General features: G+C 64.6%; 27 protein-coding genes. 10 read left to right on the top strand and 17 right to left on the bottom strand.

Annotated features, from left to right (window positions below; translation table 11 throughout):
- Positions 1–217: 217 nt before the first annotated feature.
- Complete coding sequence (locus tag VGR99_RS19960; protein ID WP_326900680.1) at positions 218–1,717, bottom strand: NAD(P)H-hydrate dehydratase; 1,500 nt, start codon at positions 1,715–1,717, stop codon at positions 218–220.
- Between the two features lie 381 nt (positions 1,718–2,098).
- Here VGR99_RS19960 and VGR99_RS19955 point away from each other — a divergent pair, with 381 nt between their 5' ends.
- Positions 2,099–2,437 (top strand): P-II family nitrogen regulator, encoded by a 339-nt coding sequence (locus VGR99_RS19955; RefSeq protein WP_007603495.1) that lies wholly within the window; start codon positions 2,099–2,101, stop codon positions 2,435–2,437.
- Positions 2,438–2,587: 150 nt separating this feature from the next.
- On the top strand, positions 2,588–3,997 hold the full coding sequence (glnA, locus tag VGR99_RS19950) for a type I glutamate--ammonia ligase (RefSeq protein WP_326900679.1): 1,410 nt from the start codon (positions 2,588–2,590) through the stop codon (positions 3,995–3,997).
- Between the two features lie 265 nt (positions 3,998–4,262).
- Here the strand turns inward: glnA and VGR99_RS19945 are convergent, their stop codons facing one another.
- The 3 genes from VGR99_RS19945 to VGR99_RS19935 all read right to left on the bottom strand — a co-directional run bounded on the left by VGR99_RS19945 (position 4,263) and on the right by VGR99_RS19935 (position 6,852).
- Entirely contained in the window at positions 4,263–5,030 is a 768-nt protein-coding gene (locus tag VGR99_RS19945) for a slipin family protein (RefSeq protein ID WP_326900678.1), read from the bottom strand.
- On the bottom strand, positions 5,027–6,424 hold the full coding sequence (locus VGR99_RS19940) for a nodulation protein NfeD (RefSeq protein ID WP_326900677.1): 1,398 nt from the start codon (positions 6,422–6,424) through the stop codon (positions 5,027–5,029). The genes VGR99_RS19945 and VGR99_RS19940 overlap by 4 nt, the downstream gene beginning before the upstream one ends.
- A gap of 170 nt (positions 6,425–6,594) precedes the next feature.
- Entirely contained in the window at positions 6,595–6,852 is a 258-nt protein-coding gene (locus VGR99_RS19935) for a tautomerase family protein (protein WP_326900676.1), read from the bottom strand.
- 151 nt (positions 6,853–7,003) lie between these two features.
- Between VGR99_RS19935 and VGR99_RS19930 the strand changes: the two genes are divergently transcribed.
- Complete coding sequence (locus tag VGR99_RS19930) at positions 7,004–7,981, top strand: GlxA family transcriptional regulator (RefSeq protein WP_326900675.1); 978 nt, start codon at positions 7,004–7,006, stop codon at positions 7,979–7,981.
- A 6-nt stretch (positions 7,982–7,987) separates the two neighbouring features.
- Here VGR99_RS19930 and VGR99_RS19925 read toward each other — a convergent pair whose 3' ends face one another.
- From VGR99_RS19925 to VGR99_RS19910, 4 genes are all read right to left on the bottom strand, one after another.
- Entirely contained in the window at positions 7,988–8,365 is a 378-nt protein-coding gene (locus VGR99_RS19925) for a helix-turn-helix domain-containing protein (RefSeq protein ID WP_326900674.1), read from the bottom strand.
- Between the two features lie 9 nt (positions 8,366–8,374).
- Positions 8,375–8,677: a type II toxin-antitoxin system HigB family toxin gene (locus VGR99_RS19920; protein WP_326900673.1), complete on the bottom strand. Its 303-nt coding sequence runs from the start codon at positions 8,675–8,677 to the stop codon at positions 8,375–8,377.
- 252 nt (positions 8,678–8,929) lie between these two features.
- Positions 8,930–9,703, bottom strand: a complete 774-nt coding sequence (locus VGR99_RS19915; RefSeq protein ID WP_326900672.1) for a gamma-glutamyl-gamma-aminobutyrate hydrolase family protein — start codon at positions 9,701–9,703, stop codon at positions 8,930–8,932.
- A gap of 90 nt (positions 9,704–9,793) precedes the next feature.
- A complete protein-coding gene (locus VGR99_RS19910; protein ID WP_326900671.1) occupies positions 9,794–10,492 on the bottom strand; it encodes a hypothetical protein in 699 nt (232 codons plus the stop codon).
- A 136-nt stretch (positions 10,493–10,628) separates the two neighbouring features.
- Between VGR99_RS19910 and VGR99_RS19905 the strand changes: the two genes are divergently transcribed.
- Positions 10,629–11,765, top strand: coding sequence for an AI-2E family transporter (locus VGR99_RS19905; RefSeq protein ID WP_326900670.1), 1,137 nt, complete (start codon positions 10,629–10,631; stop codon positions 11,763–11,765).
- 16 nt (positions 11,766–11,781) lie between these two features.
- Here VGR99_RS19905 and VGR99_RS19900 read toward each other — a convergent pair whose 3' ends face one another.
- The 6 genes from VGR99_RS19900 to VGR99_RS19875 form a co-directional block, all read right to left on the bottom strand.
- Positions 11,782–12,078 (bottom strand): antibiotic biosynthesis monooxygenase family protein, encoded by a 297-nt coding sequence (locus tag VGR99_RS19900; protein WP_063708861.1) that lies wholly within the window; start codon positions 12,076–12,078, stop codon positions 11,782–11,784.
- Between the two features lie 101 nt (positions 12,079–12,179).
- Positions 12,180–12,416, bottom strand: coding sequence for a hypothetical protein (locus tag VGR99_RS19895; protein WP_326900669.1), 237 nt, complete (start codon positions 12,414–12,416; stop codon positions 12,180–12,182).
- 60 nt (positions 12,417–12,476) lie between these two features.
- Complete coding sequence (locus VGR99_RS19890; protein WP_326900668.1) at positions 12,477–13,691, bottom strand: GGDEF domain-containing protein; 1,215 nt, start codon at positions 13,689–13,691, stop codon at positions 12,477–12,479.
- Positions 13,692–13,920: 229 nt separating this feature from the next.
- On the bottom strand, positions 13,921–14,400 hold the full coding sequence (gene rpsI / locus VGR99_RS19885; protein ID WP_326900667.1) for a 30S ribosomal protein S9: 480 nt from the start codon (positions 14,398–14,400) through the stop codon (positions 13,921–13,923).
- A 2-nt stretch (positions 14,401–14,402) separates the two neighbouring features.
- Positions 14,403–14,867, bottom strand: coding sequence for a 50S ribosomal protein L13 (gene rplM, locus VGR99_RS19880; RefSeq protein WP_008137961.1), 465 nt, complete (start codon positions 14,865–14,867; stop codon positions 14,403–14,405).
- Positions 14,868–15,025: 158 nt separating this feature from the next.
- On the bottom strand, positions 15,026–15,454 hold the full coding sequence (locus tag VGR99_RS19875; protein WP_326900666.1) for a PaaI family thioesterase: 429 nt from the start codon (positions 15,452–15,454) through the stop codon (positions 15,026–15,028).
- An 86-nt stretch (positions 15,455–15,540) separates the two neighbouring features.
- Between VGR99_RS19875 and VGR99_RS19870 the strand changes: the two genes are divergently transcribed.
- From VGR99_RS19870 to VGR99_RS19855, 4 genes are all read left to right on the top strand, one after another.
- Positions 15,541–16,365 carry an enoyl-CoA hydratase gene (locus VGR99_RS19870; protein ID WP_326900665.1) on the top strand — a complete coding sequence of 275 codons (825 nt, stop codon included), beginning with the start codon at positions 15,541–15,543 and terminating at the stop codon, positions 16,363–16,365.
- A 123-nt stretch (positions 16,366–16,488) separates the two neighbouring features.
- On the top strand, positions 16,489–17,073 hold the full coding sequence (locus VGR99_RS19865; RefSeq protein WP_326900664.1) for a CoA-binding protein: 585 nt from the start codon (positions 16,489–16,491) through the stop codon (positions 17,071–17,073).
- Between the two features lie 131 nt (positions 17,074–17,204).
- Positions 17,205–18,485, top strand: coding sequence for an O-acetylhomoserine aminocarboxypropyltransferase (locus VGR99_RS19860; RefSeq protein WP_326900663.1), 1,281 nt, complete (start codon positions 17,205–17,207; stop codon positions 18,483–18,485).
- A gap of 119 nt (positions 18,486–18,604) precedes the next feature.
- A complete protein-coding gene (locus VGR99_RS19855; protein WP_326900662.1) occupies positions 18,605–18,940 on the top strand; it encodes a hypothetical protein in 336 nt (111 codons plus the stop codon).
- A 19-nt stretch (positions 18,941–18,959) separates the two neighbouring features.
- Here VGR99_RS19855 and VGR99_RS19850 read toward each other — a convergent pair whose 3' ends face one another.
- The gene (locus VGR99_RS19850; protein WP_326900661.1) at positions 18,960–20,042 is read right to left on the bottom strand and encodes a COX15/CtaA family protein; all 1,083 of its coding nucleotides are present in this window, start codon (positions 20,040–20,042) and stop codon (positions 18,960–18,962) included.
- Positions 20,043–20,145: 103 nt separating this feature from the next.
- On the opposite strand from VGR99_RS19850, the gene VGR99_RS19845 reads away from it, so the two are divergent.
- On the top strand, positions 20,146–20,367 hold the full coding sequence (locus VGR99_RS19845; RefSeq protein ID WP_326900660.1) for a DUF2842 domain-containing protein: 222 nt from the start codon (positions 20,146–20,148) through the stop codon (positions 20,365–20,367).
- On the opposite strand, the gene VGR99_RS19840 is transcribed toward VGR99_RS19845, so the two are convergent.
- Positions 20,351–21,400, bottom strand: coding sequence for a polysaccharide deacetylase (locus tag VGR99_RS19840; protein ID WP_326900659.1), 1,050 nt, complete (start codon positions 21,398–21,400; stop codon positions 20,351–20,353). The genes VGR99_RS19845 and VGR99_RS19840 overlap by 17 nt on opposite strands.
- A gap of 129 nt (positions 21,401–21,529) precedes the next feature.
- Here VGR99_RS19840 and VGR99_RS19835 point away from each other — a divergent pair, with 129 nt between their 5' ends.
- Positions 21,530–22,711 carry a GNAT family N-acetyltransferase gene (locus VGR99_RS19835; protein ID WP_326900658.1) on the top strand — a complete coding sequence of 394 codons (1,182 nt, stop codon included), beginning with the start codon at positions 21,530–21,532 and terminating at the stop codon, positions 22,709–22,711.
- A 211-nt stretch (positions 22,712–22,922) separates the two neighbouring features.
- On the opposite strand, the gene VGR99_RS19830 is transcribed toward VGR99_RS19835, so the two are convergent.
- Entirely contained in the window at positions 22,923–25,211 is a 2,289-nt protein-coding gene (locus tag VGR99_RS19830) for an exopolysaccharide transport family protein (RefSeq protein WP_326900657.1), read from the bottom strand.
- Positions 25,212–25,270 lie beyond the last annotated feature (59 nt).

Below are 25,270 nucleotides of genomic sequence, written 5' to 3'. Positions count from 1 at the left end.
CGCGGCGTCGACTGCTCCGGCAATTCGCCAAAAAATCCGTCGTCAGCCATCTCTCTCCCCGGCAATCAATCTGCCTAGAGAATCACATTCGCCCGACGCGCGGTACAAAAAGATTCACAGTCTCGTAGGATGGGTAGAGCGCAGCGAAACCCATCGCCGCCGCGCCATAGCTTGAGATGATGGGTTTCTCTGCGCTCTACCCATCCTACCTGGCAGCTCAGAACTCCACCCCGAGGGCGCTATAGATCCGCCGGTGCACCGCCGGCAGCGTCTCGGTCAGATCCTCCGCGATCAGCCCCGGCCCGGCCTCGCTTCCCGCCTCGCCGTGCATCCAGACGCCGATGCTGGCGGCTTCGAATGCCGGCACGCCTTGCGCGAGCAGCCCTGCGATGATGCCGGCGAGCACGTCGCCGGCACCCGCGGTGGCGAGCCAGGGCGGCGCGTTGGCGGCGATGGTGGCGCGGCCGTCGGGCGCGGCGATCGTGGTGTCCGGACCTTTCAGCAGCACCACTGCGCCGGAGCGCTCGGCGGCGGCGCGGACGCGCTCGAGCTTCGAGCGGCCCGGAGTCTTGTTGCTGAGGTCGGAGAACAGGCGCGGAAACTCGCCCTCGTGCGGCGTCAGCACGACGGAATTATCCTGCGACGACTTGATCGATTCAAACAGCCGCTCGGGATTTGCGGCAAAGCTCGTCAACGCATCCGCGTCGAGCACGACATGGCGCTGTGCGGTGAGCGCGGTGTGAACAATATCGCAGGTGCGCTCACTGATGCCGGCACCGGGACCGATCATGCAGGTGTTGTAGCGCTTGTCGCCGAGCAGTTCGCCGAACTCGACCACGGTGTCGACCGGGCGAACCATCACGGCCGTCAGCGCGCTCGCATTGATCGCGAGCGCATCGCGCGGCGTTGCCAATGTCACCAGGCCCGCGCCCGCACGCAACGCCCCGCGCGCGGCAAGACGCGCAGCGCCGGTCGTAGCGGCGTCGCCGGACACCGCCAGCACATGCCCGCGCGCGTATTTGTGGCCGTCGATGCGGGGCACGGGAAAGGCCGCGCCCCAGAAATCCGGATCGTTCTCGAAGATCTCAGGCCTGATCTCATCCAGCACCTGGGCGTCGATCCCGATGTCGGCGACGCGCACCCGGCCGCAATGCATGCGGCCCGGCAGCAGCAGGTGCGCCGGCTTCTTGCGGAAGAAGGTGACGGTCTCGGTGGCGTTGACGGCCACGCCCAGCACCGCCGCATGGGTGCCGTTGATGCCGCTCGGCAGGTCGACCGCTAGCACGGGCGCGCCGTTGGCGTTGATCGCCTCGATCATCTTGCGCGCCTCGCCCTCGACGGGACGGCTGAGGCCCGCACCGAACAAGGCATCGATGATCAGCGCCGGCTTTCCGATCGCCTGCGGATTGAACGGCAGCACCGGCTGCTTCCAGCCGCGTGCGGCGGAGGCCGCATCGCCCTGGAGCTGGTCGCGCTCGCACATCAGGATCACCGAGACCTCGCGGCCCTGGGCGGCGAGCTCGGCGGCTGCGACAAAACCGTCGCCGCCATTATTGCCGGGGCCGGCGACGATCAGGATCGGCCCCTCCTCCACCAGCGCATTGGCGGCTTCGGCGACCGCCTGGCCCGCGCTCAGCATCAGCTTGAAGCCGGGCGTGCCTGCCGCAATGCTGAGCTGGTCGGCGCGCTGCATTTCAGCGTTGGTCAGTACTTCCATGCCACTTCCCTGGTCCAAACGCCTTTTCAACAGGCACGTTCCGTGCCGACACACCGGACGGAACAACGATCTGCACAGATATTGAACCGTTTGCCTATTTCGTAGTCTGCGGTATTTTGAGCCGTTCGGCTCCACCTATCGGGTGCGCTCGTTAAAAGGCTGATAACGCTCCAATAATCAGGGCATTTGCAACTTGGCATAGACCCTGCTTTCGAGGAAGCCGCTTCGGTTTGTCGTGCTCACTGGCATTCATCAGGGTGTGGCCGGCCGTCGTTGCCGGGCTGGTCAGGCATCCCGGCATACCGAGGACAAGATCGTGCGTGAGAAAAGCGCATCCTGACGAAGACGTTGCTATTTGATCGAAAGGCCGGGAGGCGCGCAGTGAAGAAAATCGAAGCCATCATCAAGCCGTTCAAGCTCGACGAGGTGAAGGAAGCGCTTCAGGAAGTCGGCCTTCAGGGCATCACCGTCACCGAAGCCAAGGGCTTCGGCCGGCAGAAGGGGCACGCCGAGCTTTACCGCGGCGCAGAATACATCGTCGACTTCCTGCCCAAGGTGAAGATCGAGATCGTGATCGGCGACGATCTGGTCGAGCGCGCCATCGACGCGATCCGCCGCGCCGCTCAAACCGGGCGGATCGGCGACGGCAAGATCTTCGTCTCCAACATCGAAGAGGCGATCCGCATCCGAACCGGCGAATCCGGGCTGGACGCTATCTGAGCCGGGTGCTATCCCGAATTTTGCGACACTCTGAAAGAAAAAAGGCTGCTTCGGCGGCCTGATTTCGTTTGTGCGGTTGCGCCAACTCGCCGAAAGCGAGAACGAATCTGCTCACCTGGAAACCGACCCGCAGAGCCAAAAGGGGTATGCATGAAGACCGCCAAAGACGTCCTGAAATCGATCAAGGACAACGACGTCAAATACGTCGACCTGCGCTTCACCGATCCGCGCGGCAAGTGGCAGCACGTGACGTTCGACGTCAGCATGATCGATGAGGACATTTTCGCCGAAGGAACGATGTTCGACGGCTCCTCGATCGCCGGCTGGAAAGCGATCAACGAATCCGACATGTGCCTGATGCCCGATCCGGTGACGGCGACGATCGATCCGTTCTTCGCCGAGACCACGATGGTCATCACCTGCGACGTGCTCGAGCCGACCACCGGCGAGCCCTACAACCGCGACCCCCGTGGCATCGCCAAGAAGGCGGAAGCCATGGTGAAGTCGATGGGCGTGGGCGACAGCGTGTTCGTCGGTCCCGAAGCCGAGTTCTTCGTGTTCGACGACGTGCGCTACTCCTCCAGCCCCTACAACACCGGTTTCCGCCTCGACTCCTCGGAGCTGCCGACCAACACCGACACGGAATATGAGGGCGGCAACCTCGGCCACCGCATCCGCACCAAGGCGGGCTACTTCCCCGTCCCGCCGCAGGACTCCGTGCAGGACATGCGCTCCGAGATGCTCGGTGCCATGGCCAAGATGGGCGTCAAGGTCGAGAAGCATCACCACGAGGTCGCTTCCGCCCAGCATGAGCTCGGCATGAAGTTCGACAAGCTGACGCTGATGGCCGACCATCTGCAGATCTACAAGTACTGCATCCACCAGGTCGCGCACATCTACGGCAAGACCGCCACCTTCATGCCGAAGCCGGTCTATGGCGACAACGGCTCGGGCATGCACGTGCACCAGTCGATCTGGAAGGACGGCAAGCCGGTGTTCGCCGGCAACAAGTACGCCGACCTGTCGGAGACCTGCCTCCACTACATCGGCGGCATCATCAAGCACGCCAAGGCGATCAACGCCTTCACCAACCCGTCGACCAACTCCTACAAGCGTCTGGTCCCGGGCTATGAAGCCCCGGTGCTGCTCGCCTATTCCGCGCGCAACCGCTCGGCCTCCTGCCGCATCCCCTACACCGCTTCGCCGAAGGCCAAGCGCGTCGAGGTGCGCTTCCCCGATCCGCTTGCCAATCCCTATCTCGGCTTCGCCGCGATGCTGATGGCCGGCCTCGACGGCATCAAGAACAAGATCGATCCGGGTCCGGCGATGGACAAGGACCTCTACGATCTGCCGAAGGAAGAGCTGAAGCAGATCCCGACGGTGTGCGGCTCGCTCCGCGAGGCGCTGGAAAACCTCGACAAGGACCGCGGCTTCCTCAAGAACGGCGGCGTGTTCGACGACGACTTCATCGACGCCTATATCGAGCTGAAGATGACCGAAGTCGAGCGCTTCGAGATGACCCCGCACCCGGTCGAGTTCGACATGTACTATTCGGGCTAAGCCGCCCGCGATCACGACATGCGATGGGCGCCCTCCGGGGCGCCCATCTTTTTTGCGCGCAGTCATCTTTCACAGCCCGCCGACAACGCCATCGTACCGTAGAGATGAACTGTGCGGTTTAGAGCCATCAACTTTCGTTCTGCATCTGACTCCACTTCGTTCTCAAAGAACGAATCGGAATCGCGAAAATTGGCGCGCAGCAATTCTTGCTGATTGGTTTATTCGACCTCAGTTTTTAGGGACTAAAGATGGGTCATCCTGCTGTTCATGCCTGCGGATTGTCGCGCCGGGGCATGAAATGGTCGAGCAAGCCCGTAGGCAGCGGAAAGACGACGGTCGAAGACCGCTCGCCCGCGATATCGTGCAGCGCCGCGAAGTAACGCAGCTGCATCGCCTGAGGCTCCTGCGCGAGAATTCGGCCAGCCTCGACGAGCTTTTCGGCAGCCTGCTGCTCGCCCATCGCATTGATGACCTTGGCCCGTCGCAACCGCTCCGCCTCGGCCTGTTTGGCAATCGCGCGCACCATGGTCTCGTTGATATCGACGTCCTTGATCTCGATGCCGGTGACCTTGATGCCCCAGACGTCGGTCTGCTTGTCGAGTATCTCCTGGATGTCGGCGTTCAACCTGTCGCGTTCAGCAAGCATCTCGTCGAGCTCATGTTTGCCGAGCACCGAGCGCAACGTGGTCTGCGCGAGCTGGCTGGTGGCGGCCATGTAATCGCTGACTTTGATGATGGCCCGCTCGGGATCGACGATGCGGAAGTACAGAACGGCGTTGACCTTGACGGAGACGTTGTCCCGCGAAATCACGTCCTGCGGCGGCACGACCTGTACCATCACGCGGAGGTCGACCTTGACGAGTTGCTGCACGATCGGAACGAGGATGATGAGGCCGGGACCCTTCACGCCGGTAAAACGGCCGAGCGTAAAGATGACGCCACGCTCGTATTCGCGCAGGATTCGAATTGCCTGGGATAGAAACATGATGACGAGCAGCGCAAGCGCCGCATAAGTCACATATTCCAGCATCATGATGTATCTCCCTCGCCTGTTTGCGCTGGTGCGCGCCGGATCAGCAGCGTCAGGTCGATGACGTTGGCGACTTCGACCGTCTCTCCGGGCTTGAACGTTTCGGCGCCGCGCGCCTGCCAGCGCTCACCATGGGCGAAGACATGGCCTTCGCTCCCGTTCCAGTCGAGAACTTCGGCGGGCAAGCCTCGCATCGCCCGCGCACCCACCCGTTCAGGCGCCTTGGCGGCGCGCCGAAGCGAGCCAAGCACGACGAGCGCAAAACCGACGAACACTGCCGCAGTGATGCCGATCACCCACCATGAGAGGTGGTAGCCGGGCGCCTCGACCCTGAAAAGCATCAGCGCTCCCAACACGAAAGCGATGATCCCTCCGAGACCGATCACCACGGTCGGATTGAAAGCTTCGATGGTGAGAAGCACGATACCGACCAACATCAGGGCCAGGCCGGCATAGCTGATCGGCAGCAAATTGAGCGCATAGAGGCCAATCAGCAGGCAGATCGCGCCGACGACTCCCGGAGCAACGGCTCCGGGAGACATGAATTCGAAGATCAGGCCGTAGATGCCGACCATCAGGAGAATGAATGCCACATTGGGATCGGTGATGACCGCCAGGAGGCGGGATATCCATCCGGGGTCGATGGCTTCAACGACCACATCCTTCGTCGCGAGTCGCTGCGTCTTGCCCCCTGCAACCTCCACCACACGGCCATCGAGCTGCCTCAGCAATTCAGCCTGATCGCGCGCGACGAGATCGATGGCATGTGCCTCCAGCGCGCCGTTGGCAGAGAGTGTGGCAGCCTCACGGACCGCCTTTTCCGCCCAGTCCGCATTGCGGTTGCGCAGCTCCGCAAGGCTCCGGATGAAAGCAACCGCATCATTGGTCACCTTTGCCGTCATGGCATCCTTCGGCTCGCTCTGCTGGTCACCCTCCTTCTTGTCCTTGCCGCCCTTGTCCGGCGTACCGCCCGGCAACCCCGGCAGCGGCCCGCTGATCTGCACCGGCGTCGCGGCACCAATATTGGTGCCCGGCGCCATCACCGCGATGTGGGTCGCATAAAGGATATAGGTCCCCGCGCTCGCCGCATGGGCGCCGGGGGGAGCGACGTAACCGACGACGGGGATCGGCGAGGCCAGCACATCGGCGATGATCTCGCGCATGCTGGAATTGAGACCGCCGGGCGTGTTCATTCTCAGAAGCACGACCTCGGCACGCCGTTCGCTTGCCCTGGTCAAGGCCTCCTTCACATAGCTGGCCGACGCGGGACCGATGGCCCCGTCGATCGAAACGACCAGTGCAAGACGGCGGTTCTCCTCCGCTGAGCTGGGAAGGAGGCAGCAGATCAAAGCCACGACGCCAATCGCCGCAACGAGGGCCGCCTTCATGGTCTGCACGGCAGGGCTCCCTTGCAGAGCATATGGTGCGCGTCTTGCGAACCTCAATGTGTCCGCGCGCAGGCCATTGGCGTGATTGTGCGATGCAATGGAAATCGCAGCGCAGATCGCTTGCGCACAGGACGGGGCGGACCACGCCTTGGGCAGATCCGCCCGCGAACTCGGCCCTGCTACGGTCGCGGGACCCGCACGCCATCCGCTCCGATCGTGCCGAACGTACCGGCGATGATCTCTGGCGTCGGCTGCATTCCGCCGAGCGACCAGTGCGAGGGCTCCTGCTCCTCGATCCTGACCCACACGTTGCGGCGGAAGTCCGGATTGCCCTGCCCCTCGACCTCGACCAGGAGGTCGGTGACACGTTCGAGCAGCGTCTTCTTCTGCGCGGCATCCAGAATGCCGCGGACGGTGGAAATGGTGACGTAAGGCATGTCTTTCTCCAATCATATCGGGTGACGACCACGAGAGATTGCGCCCGAGATGCCGGAGATGGCAGTGGCGGATAAGATAGAGGTCGGGCAATTTCCGCCACGCGCCGGCGCGCCGATCGGATAGGATCGCGCCATCCGCCCGGAGGTCGCCATGAAGCTCGCAATTCTCGCGCTGGAAGGTTGCATGCAGTCGGCGATCGCCGGCATCGCCGACGTGCTGTCGCTTGCCAATCACGTGATGCAGCAGAGCGGCGCAAAGGCGCGCTTCAGCTGGCAGACGCTTTCACTCGACGGCAAGGACGTGCGCGCCGGCGGCGGCCAGACGGTTGCGGTCGATGGCGCGATCGGCAAGCGCACAAGCTTCGATGCCATTCTTGTCCCCGGCAACCTCGTCGATCACGTCACGGCAAAACGCCTGCAACCGCAATACGCCCGCGCCGGCGCCTGGCTGCGGCGGCAGCACGCCAATGGCCGGCTGATCGGCGCGTTTTGCAGCGGCGTCTTCCTGCTTGCCGGCGCTGGCCTGCTCGACAATCGCCGCGCCACCATCACCTGGTGGCTGCAAGGCGAGTTGCGACAGCGTCATCCCGCGATCGACCTTGCCGCCGACGCGGTCATCACCGTAGCGGACCGCATCGTGTGCGCGGCCGGACCGATGTCGTGGGTCGACCTCCTGCTCAGGCTGATCGAGATGGTGGACGGGAAGGAGATCGCCAAACTATGCGCGGACTACGTCGTCATCGACACCGCTCAGCGCACCCAGTCGATCTTCATGCCGGTCGGCTACCTGCTCTCGCAGGACCCGCTGCTGACCAGGGCCGACCTGCTGGTTCGCCGCACCGGCAAGAGGGCGATGACGGTCAAGCGCCTTGCCGTCGCGCTCGGATTGAGCGAGCGCACGCTGAACCGGAAATTCCAGGAGCTCACCCACGAGCCGCCACAGGCTTTCATCATGCGCCGCCGCGTCGAGCATGCGCGCACGCTGCTGGAGACCACGACACAGCCGGTCAAGACCATCGCGCGCGCCGCCGGCTATGAAGACGAGAGCAGCTTTCGCAAGGCATTCCGCAAGCTGACCTTGATGTCGCCACAGGCCTATCGCGCACGGCGGATGCAGCGGGCGGCGTGAGGCCCGCTAGGCTGCCCTCAGACGGTACGGCCTGACCAGAATTTCCGCGGGCACCTTCCAGGCTTCGCTGATCCTGAAAATCATCTCCACCGTCAGCGCGCGTCGTCTGTTCAGAATCTCGGATGCGCGCGAACGGGAGTCCAACAGCTCAGCGAGCTCCGCTTGGGTGTGCCCCCCCTCGTCAATCAGATAGTTCAGCATATCGATGGGATCGAGACGCGACGTATCGATTGGCCAATGCGCGGACTCATATTTCTCGACCAGCGTCGCGAGAATATCGAGCTTATCGCCATCGTCAGTTCCGGGCTCTGCACCCCAGAGCCGCTCGATCTCGGCAACAGCAGCATCGTAGTCTGCCTCTGTCCGAATGGGACGGATTTCCATATTGCCTCCTCAATACATCGCAACCGTCAGCGCATCGACTTTGTCGTACTCTGCATGCGTACCGACAAACTTGATGAACGCGATTTGGTGCCTGAATGCGAACGCGACGATTAGACGGAAGTTGCCGCCGGCGATCTCAAACCGAGCGCGCTCTCCATTTAGAACAACCACCCCGGGGACGGTCATCTGGATATCGTTCATTGAAGTCCATTGGGCGGCCCTGACCAGTTTGATCCATCGAGCAATCGCAGGCTTCGCCTTGGGATTTGCTTCGGCGAACCTGGCCAGGGTGGACTGTTTGATGAGCCTCACAATATATATTCCCATATTGGGAACAATTCGTCAAGCAGGTCAATTTTCGCGCCGACGAATGGCCAGGGCCTGACCGTTACTTGTCCGGTGAGGCGCCGGAGCGTAGCGGAGGCCTCGAAGGGCGACGGCCCGGCTGGCACCTCGGCCGTTCATCCTTCGAGGCTCCCGGCGCAGTGCAGACGCACTGCGCCACTCGCACCTCAGGATGACGGGACGAGCAGCGATCGCGTGATCACACTCACGCTAGCCGCTTTACGCCGTCGCGCGCTGGCGCTCGACCATGGCTTCGCCGAACGCCTCGAACAGCTTCCGGTTGATCGGATTGCGCTGCGGATCATATTCGGCGTGCCATTGCACGCCGAGCGCGAAGGTCGGGGCTTCCGCAATGCGGATCGCCTCGATGGTGCCGTCCTCGGCGACGCCTTCGATCAGCACGCGCTTGCCGGGATCGAGGATGCCCTGGCCGTGCAGCGAATTGACCCTGATCCTGTCGCAGCCGAGCAGCGTTGCGAACGCGCCGCCGGGCGTCAGGTCGACGTCGTGACGGTCGGCGAACACCACGGTCGGATCGGGATGGATCTCGCCGTTCTCAAGCCGGGGCATACGGTGGTTCATGCGGCCCGGGATCTCGCGGATCTCGGGGTGCAGCGAGCCGCCGAAAGCGACGTTCATCTCCTGCAGGCCGCGGCAGATGCCGAACAGCGGGATACCGCGGGAGACGCAGGCGACCGACAGCGCCAGCGCGACCTCGTCGCGGTGGATGTCGTAGGGCTCGTGCTTCTCGCAGGGGTCGACGTTGAAGCGCGTCGGATGGACGTTGGCCCGGGCGCCGGTGAGGACGATACCGTCGACGGTATCGAGCAGCGCCGCGATATCGGTGATGTCTGGGGCGCCCGCGAACATCACCGGCAAGCCGCCGGAGACCTCGGCCACGGCGCGCAGATTGCGCTCACCGACCATCTGGACCTGAAATCGATTTTCGACGCGATGGGCATTCCCGATCACGCCGACGACCGGCTTTCTCATCTCCCGTTCCGACCTCCCGCCGAAAAAGATTCTCTAAAGATGCCCTCGGCTTGGAACAAATTCAACAGAGGGGATCGCGGGACGGCAATGCTATTTTCGCGCAAATGCCTCCCGGGCCTCGGCCGTGCCCGGCAGGCCGGCGGCCTTCAGTGCGGTTGCCGCCGGATCGCCCGGGACGGCCAGCCAGGGCAGTTTCGCTTCGATCCCGCGCGTCACGGGCTCCCCGAGCGCGCCGCCGAAATCGATCGGCCAGAACCCGTTGGGCACCACCTCGGCAGTCAGGCCGCGGATGGCGTAGCCGTCGCCCAGAACCAGGTTCGCATGGTCAGCGGCGACAAGGCGCGCGGTCGCGGGGTCTTTGGGATCGGCGAAGCTCACGAGCACGGGAATCTGCTCCCCCTGCACCGGGACGATGCCGGTCTGCCGCCCGATGTCGGTGAACGAGACGCGGTTGCCGCGCGCGGCGCCATAGGCGCGGAGCGCGACGTAGTTGATATCGTCGAGATCGAGCTTCGGACCCTGCTGATGCGCCAGCAACGCCACCAGGTTCTTGCCCTTGCCGAGATCGACGTACACCGCCTCCCCGCGCATCACGGTGCGGCCGCTGCGGTTGTAATTGCGGTCGGGCACGACGGACAGAATGCCGGACGCGGTCCTGATCCCCTCGGGCGTCGTTACCTCAACCGTGAGGCGGTATTTGTGGCCTGGACGGTTGATCCGGATCTGGTCGCCGATCACGAGGACGGCCAGAAGCCCGAGCAGACCGGCCCATTTGCTGATGAAACTCAAGCGTCCCCCACTTGTTCTTTCTCATGGCTCTGCACCGTTCGCGCGGCAGCGTCAAACCAGCGCGTTGACGCGGCCTTGATCGGAAGCGCTTTTGCCGAAAGAGTGCCCCGCCCGCAGCCGCCGTAAAGGACATGATGTGACCATTCCCGCAGACCAACGCCCCCGGACCCGCGCCGACCTCGCCTGGGCCATCTCGGTCGGCGGCATCGGTGTCATGCTGTTCACGGCCATGCTGGTCTTCACCTGGTATTTTGCCGCCACGCTACTCCTGATCTTCACCGGCATGCTGCTCGGCGTCGGACTCAACGCGCTGACCAACGCGCTCGGCCGCCGCGTCCACCTGCCCCATGCGGTGCGGCTCGCGATCGTCTGCGTCGTGCTTGCGGTGCTGCTCGCAGGCGTCGCGTATCTCGGCGGCGCCACCATCGCCGAACAGGCTTCGGTGCTGAGCAAGACCATCAAGTCCCAGATCAGCAATGTCCGGTCGTTCTTCGAGAGCCGCGGCATCGACACCAGCGTGTTCGATCTCGGCAATGCAGCGCCCGTCACCACCGCCGAGCCCGGCTCCGCGCCTGCTCCGAGCCAGGCCCCGCACGGCGGATTGCCGGGCGGCGCCGGCGCTCTCGCCTCCAGCGGCGGCGCGATCGTGAGTCAGACCTTCAAGCTGCTGTTCGGCGCGATCAGCGCCGTCGGCAACATCTTCATCGTGCTGTTTCTCGGGCTCGCCTTCGCGGCGCAGCCGAGCATCTATCACGATGGCCTATTGTTCCTCGCACCAACCAAGCATCGCACCCGCGTAGCCCTGATCATCGACCGCATTAGCGAGACGCTGGAGCGCTGGCTGATCGCGCAGATCGTCGTGATGATTGCCGTCGGCGCCGTGACCTGGATCGGGCTTGCCATCATCGGCATCCCCGGCTCGTTCATCCTGGGGATCCAGGCCGGCCTGCTCGCCTTCATCCCGACTGTCGGCGCCATCATCGCTGGCGTCGTCGTGGTGCTGGCGAGCCTCGCCTCGGGCTGGATCCCGGCCCTGTCGGCCTTCCTGCTCTTCATGGGCGTGCACGCCATGGAGAGCTATGTGCTGACGCCGATCCTGCAGCGGCAGGCGCTCGACATCCCGCCGGCGACGCTGTTCGCGTTCCAGATTTTGCTCGGTGTCGTATTCGGAATCTGGGGCCTTGCGCTGGCGCTCCCACTGGTCGCCATCGCCAAGGTCATGATCGACCATTTCAAGACGTATGAGGCGCCGCCGCTCGCGGAGGCGGCGTAAGACGTCGTGAAGCGGCTCAGGTGGTCAGCACGGTCTCGGTGTGCTCGACCTCCGGGGGCGAGGCAAAATACTGGCCGACGAGGCCGCGCCATTCGGTGAAATTCTCGGAGCCGCGGAAATCCACCGTGTGGTTCTCCAGCGTCGCCCACTTCACCATCAAGCGATAGCGCTGCGGCTTCTCGATCGACTTGTGCAGCTCAAAACCGTGAAAGCCCTTGGCGCGGCCGAAAGCGGCCTTGGCCTTGGCGACGGCGGCCTCAAAATCCTTCTCGCTGCCCGGCTTGACGTCGATTTGCGCGATTTCGGTGATCATCGGTTTCCACCCTTTATTGTTCGGTGGCCGTGTCTACCGCAGACGCAGGCAAAGAAAAAGGCGCCGAAACGGCGCCCTGCCCGGTCAGAAATGCGGCGCTATCAGGAGAACAGCATTGCGGTGCCCAGCACGATCAGCGTGCAGCCGACGAACAGCGCGACCGGCCAATAGCTGCGGCCCTGCGTGTAGCGACCCTGCGCGCGGCGCTCGCTGATCAGCGCGCTCTCGTACTCGTCCGCGGTGGAGAACAGACATGCGAAACCGCCGCGTGCCGAGGTAGCAGCGGCTTCGAGCGACATCAGAGCGGCCTGGGGGTTCTGTCGACGGATCGATTCCATGACCACGATGGCATGGATCGAACGGTAAACAGTAGATTACCGAACAGGCCGCCCTTTGTCTCACGCCGTGACCGGACGCGCCGCGCCGACCCGTGCGGCACTCTGGCGGCGCCAGTTCTCCAGCGACAGCGGCAGCTCCTCCGCGGCCTCGACGCGGTTACGGCCGCCGCGCTTGGCCTGGTAGAGCGCGGTGTCGGCCGAGGCCAGCAGCACCTCGAGCTCGGTGCCGGCCGGACCGCCGGCGACGCCGATGCTCACGGTGGTGTCGACCGGGCCTTCATCGACGACGACGCCGGAGGTCTCGAAGGCTTCGCGCACGCGCTCGGCGACCAGCACGCCCTCTTCCAGCGCACACGGCAGCAGCGCCGCGAACTCCTCGCCGCCGATGCGGCCCGAGAGATCGGAGATGCGCAGATTGCTGACGACGACGGTCGAGAACAGCTTCAGCATCTCGTCGCCGGCGGGATGGCCGAAACGGTCGTTGATCGACTTGAAGTGATCGATGTCGAAGATCATCACGGTAACGGGACGCCCGGCCTTGGCCTCACGCTCGATCACGCGGCCGCAGGCTTCCGAGAAGCCGCGGCGGTTGAGCATGCCGGTCAGCGGATCGGTCGACGCGGCAGTCCGGTGCGCGGTCACCGTGCGCTCGGACACCAGCATGAAGATCACAAACACGGTGCCGACGGCATAGAGGATCAGCTCGACCGCGAACACCGTGACCCAGATGCTCGACGAGAAAGCGGCATCGTGCGGACGGAGGAAGCTGCCGAGCAGGACCGGCAGCATCAGCACGCAGCCGTGCATCACCGGCACCACGAAGGCCGGCCAGCGCCGTTGCACGCTCTTGCGGCGTTCGACCCCGAGCTCGCTCGCGGTCAGCGCCGCATAAACCGAGACGATGCCGGCGCCGATGATCATGCGCAGCATGGACGCGGCGGGATCGAGCAGCGTCACGGCGGCGCCCCAGGCGAGCGCACCGAGCACGAGGCCGGGCCAGTTCGGCTTGCGGCCGTGGAAAACACGCGCCGCATTCCACACCATGCCGCAGGCAACGAATCCGACGGCATTTAACGCCAGATAGAGATGCGGCCCGAGCTTGTCGCCCGCCGCAGTCCACAACGCGACCGAGGCCGCCCCCAGCAGATACGCAGTGCCCCACCATTTCAGCGCAGGACTGTTTTCCTGCCTGCCGAAAAACACCATCATGGCGCCGAGCAGTGCGGCAACCATGGTGGCGACCAAATAGAGCGTGATGCTATCGAGCGACATCATGTCGGCCCCCTTGAAAACATAGCAGTTACGCGACCGGCACATCCGATTTGCGCGCCCTTCCAAATGCGACGCTATGTCCCGCGGGTTCCATTCAGGTTTTCACGCGTGCCCAAGTTTTCGGGAAACACGTCATCAATTTGCATACAAACGAACAACAAAAAGGGCGCTGAAATCAGCGCCCTTTTGCATCTCATTGAAGCCGCTTTCGCGGCGAATGTGACCGAAGCGATTAACGCTTCGAGAACTGGAAGGACCGGCGGGCCTTGGCCTTGCCGTACTTCTTACGCTCGACCACGCGCGAATCGCGGGTGAGGAATCCGCCCTTCTTGAGCACCGTGCGCAGCTCCGGCTCGAAATAGGTGAGCGCCTTGGAGATGCCGTGACGGACAGCGCCGGCCTGGCCGGACAGACCGCCGCCGGCGACGGTGCAGATCACGTCGTACTGGCCCGAACGCTGGGCCACCGAGAACGGCTGCTCGATCATCATGCGCAGCACGGGACGGGCGAAATAGACCTCGACCTCGCGCGCGTTGACGGTGACCTTGCCGGCACCCGGCTTGATCCACACACGGGCGACCGCGTCCTTGCGCTTGCCGGTGGCGTAAGCGCGGTTGAACTTGTCGACCTTCTTCTCGTGCTTGGGCGCGTCGGGCGCCGCCGCGGTCTTGAGCTGCGAGAGCTGGTCGAGCGACTGGATGGATTCGGCCATGGTTATGCGGCCCTCGTGTTCTTGCGGTTCAACTTGGCGATGTCGATCTTCTCGGGCGTCTGAGCCTCGTGCGGATGATCAGCGCCGCCGTAAACACGGAGGTTGCCCATCTGGACGCGGCCGAGCGGACCACGGGGGATCATGCGCTCGACGGCCTTCTCGAGCACGCGCTCGGGATGCTTGCCTTCAAGGATCTGGCGCGCGGTGCGCTCCTTGACGTGGCCGACATAGCCGGTGTGCTTGTAATAGGTCTTCTGCTCGCGCTTGCGACCGGTGAGGACCGCATGCTGCGCGTTGATGATGATGACGTTGTCGCCGCAATCAACGTGCGGGGTGTAGGTCGGGAGGTGCTTGCCGCGCAGGCGCATGGCAACGATGGTGGCGAGACGGCCGACGACCAGACCCTTGGCGTCGATCAGCACCCACTTCTTCGTCACCTCAGCCGGCTTTGCCGAAAAGGTTTTCATATCGGAGTTTCCGTGGACGGGAGATATCGGCGCGAACACCGCACCGGACTGCGCGGTTTTCTAGAGAAGAGACGCGCAACGGTCAATGCCCGACAGCGGAAATTAGGCCAGCAAAATCAGTAAGTTAAAAATAAGGTGCGATATTACCTGCGAAAAGCTCAAACATTTGGAATGGAATAGGTCGAGGTGACATGGGCAATCGGATCGGGCGAGCTGCCGGACAGGAGCTTCACCTCCCCCACCGCCAGGCGCTTGCCGAGCTTGAGCAGCCGGGCTTCCGCCAGCACGTCCTGCCCGGGCTGGCCCTTGCGCAGGAAATTGATGTTGAGATTGGTGGTCACGGCGAGCCCGACCGGGCCGATCGCGGACAGCAGCACCACGTACATGGCGAAATCGGCCAATGCCATCAGCGTCGGGCCGGACACGGTTCCACCCGGCCGCAGCATCCGTTCGCTGAAACGCTGGCGCAAAAGGCAGGTCTGCCCGTCTGCGCTCTCGATCGTGATGTCGTCGCCGCTGAAGGCCTGGGGAAACTCGTCGCGCAGAAACTGCTCGACCTCCGCCACGCTCATTTTCGCTGCCGCCATGCTATTCCCCACCCTCGCTTCACCTGGGCTGTTACATTAGGTTATCTGCGTCATCCAATTGCAATCATTCAACGGAAGTCGCGTCAATGTCCGTCAAGGCCGCCCGCGCCCCCTCCCCGCAACCGCCGATCCTGCTGCGCGAGACCGTAGGCCCCATCGCGCTGCTGACGCTGAACCGCCCGGCCGCGCGCAACAGCCTGTCAGCGGCGATGATCGCACAGCTGCATGCCGCGCTGAATGAGATCCGCGACGACAAGGCGGTCCGCGGCGTCGTGATCGCCGCCAATGGTCCCGCCTTCTCCGCCGGCCACGACATGAAGGAACTCACTGCGCGCCGCACGGATCCGGATCGCGGCCGCGCCTTCTTCGCCGAGATGATGAATGCCTGCAGCGCGATGATGCAGGCCGTCGTGCACCTGCCGAAGCCCGTGGTCGCCTCCGTCCAGGGCATCGCGACCGCGGCCGGCTGCCAGCTCGTCGCGAGCTGCGATCTCGCGATCGCCTCGGAGGATGCGAAGTTCGCCACGCCCGGCGTCGACATCGGCCTGTTCTGCTCGACCCCGATGGTGGCGCTGTCGCGCAACGTTCCGCGCAAGCAGGCGATGGAGATGCTGCTGACGGGCGAGCCTGTTACGGCCGACCGCGCCCGTGAGATCGGCCTCGTCAACCGCGTGGTGCCCGCCGGCACCGAGCTCGGCGCCGCGATCGAGCTCGCGCAACAGGTCGCGCTCAAATCGGCCTACACCGTCAAGCTCGGCAAGGAAGCATTCTATCGCCAGGTCGAAATGAGCCTTGCGGACGCCTATCGCTATGCGGCAGAGGTGATGACCGAGAACATGATGGCGCGCGACGCCGAGGAAGGCATCGGCGCCTTCATCGAGAAGCGCGAGCCGACATGGCGGGATGAATAGTCAACTCCTCATCCTGAGGAGCCGCGAAACGCGGCGTCTCGAAGGATGCAGGCCCGACTGTGGCCCCATGGTTCGAGACGCGCGTGCCGCGCTCCTCACCATGAGGAGCAGAGAAAGAAAAAGATGAACCACGACGCCTATCCCGACAATTACATCCGCGGCATCCTCAACAGCGTGAACTCGATCGCGATGGTCGGCGCCTCGCCGGTCAATGTGCGGCCGAGCTATTTCGCGTTCAAATATCTGGCGCAGCGCGGCTACGACATGATCCCGGTCAATCCCGGCCATGTCGGCAAGGAGCTGCTTGGAAAGCCGTTCGTCGCCTCGCTGTCCGACATCGGCCGTCCCGTCGACATGATCGATATTTTTCGCAACTCCAGCCACATCATGCCCGTGGTCGAAGAGGCGCTCACGCTCGATCCGCTGCCGAAGGTGATCTGGATGCAGCTTGGCGCGCGTGACGATGCGGCCGCGGCGAAAGCGGAATCGGTCGGCATCAAGGTCGTGATGAACCGCTGCCCCAAGATCGAATATGGCCGCCTGTCGTCCGAGATCTCCTGGATGGGCGTGAACTCGCGCACGCTCAGTTCCAAGCGTCCGCCGGCGCCGACGCAGGGCATGCGGCTATCCCTCAATCGGATGAGTGTCGGCGGCGGCGATACCGCAGCCTCGGACCGCGCTGCGAAAAACAAGACCGAGCAAAGCTGACGCAATAAATTTCAGCCTCCGCGAACGTGACAATGCGTAGCGTGGACGTGTGAAGCGGCGGCTTGACGGCAGCCGCGGCGCCGATCAGCATGCCGCCGATTTTCAGACCACAAGAAACAGGAACGCCCCCAATGAGCGATCGCCTTCCGGGATTTTCGACCCTCGCCGTGCATGCCGGTGCACAGCCCGATCCCACCACCGGTGCGCGCGCGACTCCGATTTATCAAACCACATCTTTCGTCTTCAACGACGCCGACCACGCCGCCTCGCTGTTCGGCCTGCAGGCCTTCGGCAACATCTATACCCGCATCGGCAACCCCACCAACGCGGTGCTTGAAGAGCGCGTTGCGGCGCTCGAAGGCGGCACCGCCGCGCTCGCGGTGGCCTCGGGCCACGCCGCGCAGGTCGTGGTATTGCAGCAATTGCTGCAGCCCGGCGACGAATTCATCGCCGCGCGAAAACTGTATGGCGGCTCGATCAACCAGTTCACGCATGCGTTCAAGAGCTTCGGCTGGAACGTGGTGTGGGCCGATCCCGACGACATCGCGAGCTTCGAGCGCGCGGTGACGCCGCGCACCAAGGCGATCTTCATCGAGTCCATCGCCAATCCCGCCGGCAGCATCACCGACATCGAGGCGATCTCGACGGTCGCGCGCAAGGCGGGCGTCCCGCTGATCGTCGACAACACGCTGGCTTCGCCCTATCTGATCCGGCCCATAGACCACGGCGCCGACATCGTGGTGCACTCGCTGACGAAATTCCTGGGCGGCCACGGCAATTCGCTCGGCGGCATCATCGTCGATGCCGGCACGTTTGATTGGTCGACCGGCGGCAAATATCCGATGCTGTCGGAGCCGCGGCCCGAATATCACGGCATCCGCCTGCAGGAGACCTTCGGCAATTTCGCCTTCGCGATCGCCTGCCGCGTGCTGGGCCTGCGCGATCTCGGCCCTGCCCTATCGCCGTTCAACGCCTTCATGATCCTCACCGGCATCGAGACGCTGCCGCTGCGCATGCAGAAGCACTGCGACAACGCCAAGGCGGTCGCCGAATTCCTCGCCGGCCATCCGGCGGTGGCTTCGGTCAGCTATGCGGGCCTTGCGAGCGACAAGTACAACCAGCTCGCGCGCAAATACGCACCGAAGGGCGCAGGCGCGGTGTTCACCTTCAGCCTGAAGGGCGGCTATGACGCCGGCGTCAGCCTGGTGTCCAAGCTGCAGCTGTTCTCGCATCTGGCCAATGTCGGCGACACCCGCTCGCTCGTCATCCACCCGGCCTCGACCACGCACAGCCAGCTCGACGACGCCGCCAAGGTGAAGTCCGGCGCCGGCCCCGACGTGGTCAGGCTCTCGGTCGGCATCGAGGACAAGGAAGACCTGATCGCCGACCTCGAGCAGGCGCTGGGCGCGTAACCGGTCTCGTTCCGGGGCGGTGCGCGAAACCGCCCCGGAACGACGGCTCGGTTAATGGTCATTAACCATATTTGCCCCATACATCGTCTCGGAATCGCCCCCTTGATTCGGAGCTGACGATGCTGCGCTGGATGCTGCCTGCCCTTGCGGCCACGCTGACGGTTTCAGCCGCATTTGCCGCCGATCTGCCGGCCACTCCAAGGCGGCGGGCCGCCGCGCCGCCGCCAAATGTCTATGTCGAAACCGATCCGGATGCGCTGATCTCGCCGGCCGATGGCATCGGCAGCTATGTCGCCAACCTGCCGGGCACGCCGCTGCTGCCGGGTTCCAACACGCTGCCGGGCTATTACGGCCGGCCCTGGGACTACGATTACCAGGGCCCGTATTACGGCGGGAAGCAGGTCGGCTATTTCTGGCGCCTGCCCTACGCCTGCGGCGTCTACGGTTATTGCTGATCAGCCGGGCTGATGGTGATCAGCCGGGCTGACTGACCGGAACCACGCGCGGCGCCGTTTCCACGGTGTGCCGTGACGCAAGCCGCTCCACCTGCATCACCGCAAGCGTGAGGACCACGATCGCGACCGCCTGATGCGACAGCGCAAGGTCGATCGGCACCTGGTTGAGCAGCGTGAGGATGCCGAGCACCGCCTGCAGGCTCACAGCCGCGAACAGCCAGAGCGCGCCGCTTGCGGCAAGACCCGCGCGCAAGCGCACCGCATCGAACGCATGCAGCGCGGCGAGTGCGAACAGCGCATACGCCGTCATGCGGTGCTCGAACTGCACCGTCAGCACATTGTCGAACATGTTGCGCCACCACGGCGTCTCGAACCACAGCCGCTCGGCGGACGGAATGAACGCACCGTCGATCTGCGGCCAGGTGTTGTAGGCGCGCCCGGCCCGCAAGCCCGCGACCAGCGCACCGAAATAGATCTGCACGAAGGTCACCACGAGCAGCAGCGCGCTGGTGAAACGCACCCGCGCGGGCGCTGCGATCTGCGGCCGCTCCTTGAGCCGGCGCACCGTCCAGACGATACCGGCGAAGATCAGCAGCGCCAGCACCAGATGCGTCGCCAGCCGATATTGCGAGACCTCGACACGCTCGGTGAGGCCCGAGGCCACCATCCACCAGCCGACCGCGCCCTGCAGCCCGCCGAGCGCGAACAGCAGCCACAGCCGCCGCTTCAGCTCACCCGACAACCCGCCGCGCCACAGGAAGAACAGGAACGGCAGCAGATAGGCGACGCCGATGAAGCGGCCGAGCAGCCGGTGGCTCCATTCCCACCAGAAGATCTGCTTGAACTCGGACAGGCTCATGCCCGCGTTCAGCTCGCGATATTGCGGGATCTTCTTGTAGGCCTCGAACGCGTCGGTCCACGCCGCTTCCGAGAGCGGGGGAACGCTGCCCGTGACCGGCTTCCATTCGACGATCGACAGGCCGGATTCCGTCAGCCGCGTCGCGCCGCCGACCAGCACCATCAGCGCGATCAGCGCGGCCACTGAGATCAGCCACCAGCGCACGGCGCGATGCGGGTTGGTCGGGGCGGAAATCGTCGTCATTTCAGGGGCAAAACCAGGACTTGAAGGCTTGAACCGGACTGCGTGCCCCTTATAGTCCCCCGCTCCCGCAGCGCAAGTTACGCGAAAGCCGCAAGCCCCCGCCATGACGATCCGCACCCGCAAGTTCCTCGGCGCCATCCTGCTCCTGGTGCTGGCCACCGTCTGGGCCCTGCTCGGCATGGCCTTCGCGCAGATGCCCTGGATCGCCGAGTCCGGCTGGCGTCAGGCGGTCTATTACGTGGTGGTCGGCATGGGCTGGGTGCTGCCGGCGATGCCGATCGTGAGCTGGATGCAGCGGCCGGACCGCGTCAAGTCGAACTCGTAACGCTGCTCGTCGGTTTCACCGGCGCAAAGGCAATACCCGACACCAGCACGCGCAATATGCGCAGCGAGCGCACGCGCCCGTCCCAGGAAATCCGCGGCAGCGCGTGCAGATTGGTGCGCCCTTCGGCCTCGACGATGCCTGATATGGTCGACGCCGCGCTGGCAAAGCCGGCCTGCTCCGCCATCACGACGTGGCCGCGCCGGAACGAGGCGCGATCGCCGAACGGAAAGGCGAGATGCCTGATCTCGCGATCGAACGCCGATTCCGCCACCGCCTTGCCCATCGTCATTTCACGCTGTGCGGCTGCGTCCTTCATGTTGGCCAGAACCGGATAGTTCACGGTCGCACTGCCGATCGTGACGAGCGGATCGGCGGCAAGCTTCGCCAGATCCTCCCAATCCATCGATGCCTCGCGCGAGAGCGCGGCGAGATCGATGCGGTAGCGCGTGCAGAGATCGGCGATCGCAACCGACAGCTCCGCCGGCGGCAGCGAGCGCAGCCAGTCCTCGAGATACGAGAACAGCGCCTGCTTCTCGGCATCGCCGGAGACTGTGAAGCGCTGCTCCTTCGCGCCCATCATCAGGCTGACACGGCTCTCGCGCGCGATCACCTGCGCGAGCCCGAGCCACCAGGATTCACCGACGCCGTCGGGAAACGCGGTGGGCACGTAGATGGTGAAAGGCACGCCATGGCGGGCCAGCACCGGGTAGGCGAAGCTGATGACGTCCTTGGGCGCGCCGTCGAAGGTCAGCGCCACGAAGCGCCGCTTCTCGCGCAGCGTCACCGCGCGCCGGCAGACCTCGTCCATGCCGATGATGTCATACTTCCAGCGCTTCAGCGCGCGAATGGCGCGGTCGAGGAATTCTGGCGTGATCTCGTGCGCACGCTGCGGCTGGAACGCGCCGCGTCGCCGCGGCCGCACATGCGTAAAGCGCAGGATGGCGCCGGCCCCGCGGCTGCGCAGCGCGGCCTGACCGCTGAACCAGGTCAGCTCAAGGCGCAGCCGTTCCAGCCATCTGTCGTCGGATGCCAATATCCCACCTTCGCGCTCGCCGACGGTCCCTTTCCTCTCGCATAGTCATTACCCTTTGTTGACATTTCTTTGCAAAGGTCGGCCACAGGCCGAATTACGTATTTTTCGTTTTCTCGACAGGTTTCGCGAATGACCATGGCTGCGGCGATGCAAAGCCGGACGGCAGAATCGCCAGCGCGGTCGAAAGCGAGCCGTATCGCGCATGTCGATATCCTCGGCGATGTCGGCGAGGCCGAGACGGTCTGGCGCGCGTTCGAGGAACCCGGCCACCTCTTCACCCCCTACCAGCGCTTCGACCTGCTCGGCCCCTGGCAACGGCTGGTCGGCGGCTGCGAAGGCTCGCGCCCCTTCATCGTGATTGCGCGCGATGCCGAGCGCCGGCCGCTCTTGCTGTTGCCGCTCTCGCTCCGCCAGGGCCATGGCGTGCGCACGGCCTGCTTCATGGGCGGCAAGCACACCACCTTCAACATGGGGCTGTGGAACGCCGAGTTCGCCGCGCAGGCCGGCGCCGCCGATATCGACGCATTGCTTGCCTCGCTGCGCGAGCATGTCGACGTGCTCTCGCTGACGCAGCAGCCGCTCCGCTGGAACGACCAGTCCAACCCGTTCGCGGCTCTGCCGCAGCAGAGCGCGATCAATGGCTGCCCGCTACTGGTGATGGAGCCCGGCGGGCCGCCCGCATCACGGATCAGCAACTCCTTCCGCCGCCGCCTCAAGAGCAAGGAAAAGAAGCTCCAGGCGCTCGCCGGCTATCGCTATCATCTCGCGACGACCGATGCGGACGTCACCCGCCTGCTTGACTGGTTCTTCCGCGTCAAGCCGGCGCGGATGGCGGAGCAGAAGCTGCCGAACGTCTTTGCCGAGCCCGGCGTCGAGCAGTTCGTTCGCAGCGCGTGCCTGTCGCCGCGCGGCGAGGGCCGCGTCATCGACATCCACGCGCTCGAATGCGACGAGGAAGTGATCGCGATCTTCGCCGGCGTCGCCGACGGTCAGCGCTTCTCGATGATGTTCAACACCTACACGATGTCCGAACACGCCCGCTACAGCCCGGGCCTGATCCTGATGCGCTACATCATCGATCGCTACGCCGAGCGCGGCTACCGCTCCCTCGACCTCGGCATCGGCTCGGACGAATACAAGCGGATGTTCTGCAAGGACGACGAAGCCATCTTCGACAGCTTCGTACCGCTCACCTCGCGCGGCAAGCTCGCGGCGATGGCGATGTCCTCGCTGAGTCACGGCAAGCGGCTGGTCAAGCAGAACCAGATGCTGTTCGATCTGGCCCGCCGGCTGCGGCAGGCGTTCGGATAGGCGCCGGAAGACGCTCAACTCTCTCAACTTGCGAGATGCCCTTCCCTTCTCCCCTTGCGGGAGAAGGTGGCGCGCCGGATGAGGGGTTGTGCCCGCGAATTCAAATGGCAATAGAACGAGTGGAGAGAGACCCCTCACCCGTCTCGCCGCTTCCGCGGCGAGCCACCCTCTCCCACAGGGGGGCCCACAGGGGGAGAGGGTAAGAATCGCCTTACGCCGCAACCACGCGCGGCGTCTCCGCCGCATTCGACGGCTGCACCGGCCTGCTCAGCATCGTCACTTCGCTGAAGCCGACGGCCTTCAATTGCTCGGACATCAGCGACCGCGCGTCCGCGGCCATCGACGCATCGGGCACCACGACGGCGCGGGCATGCGCCGTCAGCAGTTCCGCCGGAAGGTCCGAGGCGCTGCCGGCGTCGAGCAGCACGTGGTCGTAGGCGCGCAGCAGCGCGTCGATGGCGAGCGTCACGCGCGGCGATTGCAGCAGACTGCGGTCGAAGCCGGGACGGCCGGCCATGACCAGATGCAGCCGCGACAGCTTGTCCCGGGTGATGACTTGCGCGAACGAGGCCTCGCCCTGCATCAGTTCGGCAATGCCGGGAGCCGTGGCGTCGACCGCCACGGCGGCAATGGTCGGCGAGGACGCGGCGAGATCGACCACGACGACTCGCGCGTCGCGCGCCAGGTGCCGGGCCAAGGTCAGCGTGGACAGGGTAACGGCTTCGCCCGAGGCGGTGCCGAGCACCGTGACCTTCTTCGCTGCCGCGCCTGCGGCACGCAGGCGCTCGGCCAGTTGCTCGATCTCGGCGAATTCGGTGACGACGGCATCGGCCGTCATCTCCGGCTGCAACGGTGCGGGCTCGTCAATGACCGGCTCGATGTCCGGTTCGACGAGCGGCTCGACCAGCGACTCATGGCGCACCGCCGCCTGTGCTCGTACTGGCGTTTGCGTCGGCGCCGGGGCAAACACAGCCGCCGCGCGCGGCGCGGTCTGGCGCAACAGCTCGCCGGTGACGACGACGCCGGACGAGAGCAGCAGCGTCGCGATGGTCGCGATCAGCACGATCGGCAGCTTCTTCGGATAGGCCGGCGTGTTCGAAACGATGGCGCGCGAGATGATGCGGCCTTCCGCCGGCGCGGAGTCGATGGACTCGCGGGTGCTCGCCTCGCGGTACTTCCCAAGATACGTCTCGAGCAAATCGCGCTGCGCCTTGGCCTCGCGCTCGAGCGCGCGGAGCTGCACGTCCTGGCCATTGGTCGAGGTCGCCTGCTTCTTCAGCTGTTCGAGGCTCGTTGTCAGGCCGTCGACCCGGCCGCTGGCGATGCGTGCGTCGTTTTCGAGCGAGCGGGAGATCTTGGCCGCCTCGTCCCGGATTTGATTGTCGAGGTCGCCGAGCTGCGCCTTCAGCTCCTTGATCCGCGGATGATTGCCGAGCAGCGTGGACGATTGTTCGGCCAGCTGCGCGCGCAGCGTGACCCTCTGCTCCGACAGTCGCCGCATCAACTCGGAGTTCACGACATCGGATGCCTCGATCGGCTTGCCGCTCTGGAGCATCTCCTTGATCAACCGCGCCCTGGATTCTGCATCCGCCTTCATCGAGCGCGCGTTGTTGAGCTGGGTGTTGACCTCGCCCATCTGCTGGTTGGACAGCGTGGTATTGTTCGTGCCAACGAAGAGCGACGACTTGGAACGGAAGTCCTCGACCTTGGCTTCGGCGTCGGAAACCTTCTTGCGCAGGTTCTCGATCTCGCCCGCAAGCCACTGGCTGGCGTTCTTGGCCTGCTCCTGGCGCGCACCTTGCTGGAGCACGAGATAGCCGTCGGCGATGGAATTGGCGACGCGGGCGGCAAGATCCGGATCGGCGGACTGGAATTCGACCACGACCACGCGGGACTTGTCGACGGCGTAGGCCTGGAGCCGCTCGTAATAGGCATCCAGCACGCGCTCTTCCGGCGTCATCGAGAACGGATCGCGGACGATGCCGACCAGCGCGGCGAGCGACTTCAGCGGCGAAATGCCTTGCAGGACCGGATCGAATTCGGGGCGCTCGGCAAGCTTGTTCTTCTTGATGATCTCGCGCGCGAGATCGCGCGACAGCACGAGCTGGACCTGGCTGGTCACCGCTTCGGGATCGAGGGCCTGCCGCTCCTCGGTGCTGCGGTCGCTGCTCGGACGCAGGAACACGTTCTCGCGGCCGTCGATCAGGATGCGCGATTCCGATTTGTAGCGGGGCGTGACGAGATTGACGGCAGCGACGGACGCGACCAGCGCCAGCACCGTCGGCACGATGATCCAGCCGCGCTTGCGGGCGAGCGCGCCACCGAGCGCATGAAGATCGATATCGCCGGATTCGACCGGAGCCTGCTTCGCAATAGCGGGCGCAGGCCTCGCTTCAACCTTGGGCGCGGGATCGGCCGCCTTCGCCTCGGCCTTGGGCTTCGAAACAGCCCGCTCGATCACAGCCTTGTCCTTGCCGGCACGCCAGAACGCTAAACGCATCGAACACTCCCGCAGGACAATGCTGCGACTCTACCTCAACCGCGGCGATTACACTCCAT

It is taken from the genome of Bradyrhizobium sp. (genome assembly GCF_035935975.1).
Taxonomy (GTDB): domain Bacteria; phylum Pseudomonadota; class Alphaproteobacteria; order Rhizobiales; family Xanthobacteraceae; genus Bradyrhizobium.
The sequence above is the reverse complement of the archived record's forward strand: the minus strand, read 5'-3'. Positions and strand labels throughout refer to the sequence as shown.

What these genes read in the sequence shown, in the direction of transcription:
- VGR99_RS19935 (WP_326900676.1), bottom strand. Translation starts at nt 6,852, where the DNA reads ATGCCTTACGTCACCATTTCCACCGTCCGCGGCATTCTGGATGCCGCG.
- VGR99_RS19890 (WP_326900668.1), bottom strand. Translation starts at nt 13,691, where the DNA reads ATGATGTCGCTCGATAGCATCACGCTCTATTTGGTCGCCACCATGGTT.
- VGR99_RS19915 (WP_326900672.1), bottom strand. Translation starts at nt 9,703, where the DNA reads ATGAGAAAGCCGGTCGTCGGCGTGATCGGGAATGCCCATCGCGTCGAA.
- VGR99_RS19860 (WP_326900663.1), top strand. Translation starts at nt 17,205, where the DNA reads ATGAGCGATCGCCTTCCGGGATTTTCGACCCTCGCCGTGCATGCCGGT.
- VGR99_RS19895 (WP_326900669.1), bottom strand. Translation starts at nt 12,416, where the DNA reads ATGGAATCGATCCGTCGACAGAACCCCCAGGCCGCTCTGATGTCGCTC.
- VGR99_RS19845 (WP_326900660.1), top strand. Translation starts at nt 20,146, where the DNA reads ATGACGATCCGCACCCGCAAGTTCCTCGGCGCCATCCTGCTCCTGGTG.
- VGR99_RS19855 (WP_326900662.1), top strand. Translation starts at nt 18,605, where the DNA reads ATGCTGCGCTGGATGCTGCCTGCCCTTGCGGCCACGCTGACGGTTTCA.
- rpsI (WP_326900667.1), bottom strand. Translation starts at nt 14,400, where the DNA reads ATGGCCGAATCCATCCAGTCGCTCGACCAGCTCTCGCAGCTCAAGACC.
- VGR99_RS19945 (WP_326900678.1), bottom strand. Translation starts at nt 5,030, where the DNA reads ATGATGCTGGAATATGTGACTTATGCGGCGCTTGCGCTGCTCGTCATC.
- glnA (WP_326900679.1), top strand. Translation starts at nt 2,588, where the DNA reads ATGAAGACCGCCAAAGACGTCCTGAAATCGATCAAGGACAACGACGTC.
- VGR99_RS19870 (WP_326900665.1), top strand. Translation starts at nt 15,541, where the DNA reads ATGTCCGTCAAGGCCGCCCGCGCCCCCTCCCCGCAACCGCCGATCCTG.
- VGR99_RS19830 (WP_326900657.1), bottom strand. Translation starts at nt 25,211, where the DNA reads ATGCGTTTAGCGTTCTGGCGTGCCGGCAAGGACAAGGCTGTGATCGAG.
- rplM (WP_008137961.1), bottom strand. Translation starts at nt 14,867, where the DNA reads ATGAAAACCTTTTCGGCAAAGCCGGCTGAGGTGACGAAGAAGTGGGTG.
- VGR99_RS19930 (WP_326900675.1), top strand. Translation starts at nt 7,004, where the DNA reads ATGAAGCTCGCAATTCTCGCGCTGGAAGGTTGCATGCAGTCGGCGATC.
- VGR99_RS19865 (WP_326900664.1), top strand. Translation starts at nt 16,489, where the DNA reads ATGAACCACGACGCCTATCCCGACAATTACATCCGCGGCATCCTCAAC.
- VGR99_RS19835 (WP_326900658.1), top strand. Translation starts at nt 21,530, where the DNA reads ATGACCATGGCTGCGGCGATGCAAAGCCGGACGGCAGAATCGCCAGCG.
- VGR99_RS19875 (WP_326900666.1), bottom strand. Translation starts at nt 15,454, where the DNA reads ATGGCGGCAGCGAAAATGAGCGTGGCGGAGGTCGAGCAGTTTCTGCGC.
- VGR99_RS19960 (WP_326900680.1), bottom strand. Translation starts at nt 1,717, where the DNA reads ATGGAAGTACTGACCAACGCTGAAATGCAGCGCGCCGACCAGCTCAGC.
- VGR99_RS19900 (WP_063708861.1), bottom strand. Translation starts at nt 12,078, where the DNA reads ATGATCACCGAAATCGCGCAAATCGACGTCAAGCCGGGCAGCGAGAAG.
- VGR99_RS19850 (WP_326900661.1), bottom strand. Translation starts at nt 20,042, where the DNA reads ATGACGACGATTTCCGCCCCGACCAACCCGCATCGCGCCGTGCGCTGG.
- VGR99_RS19925 (WP_326900674.1), bottom strand. Translation starts at nt 8,365, where the DNA reads ATGGAAATCCGTCCCATTCGGACAGAGGCAGACTACGATGCTGCTGTT.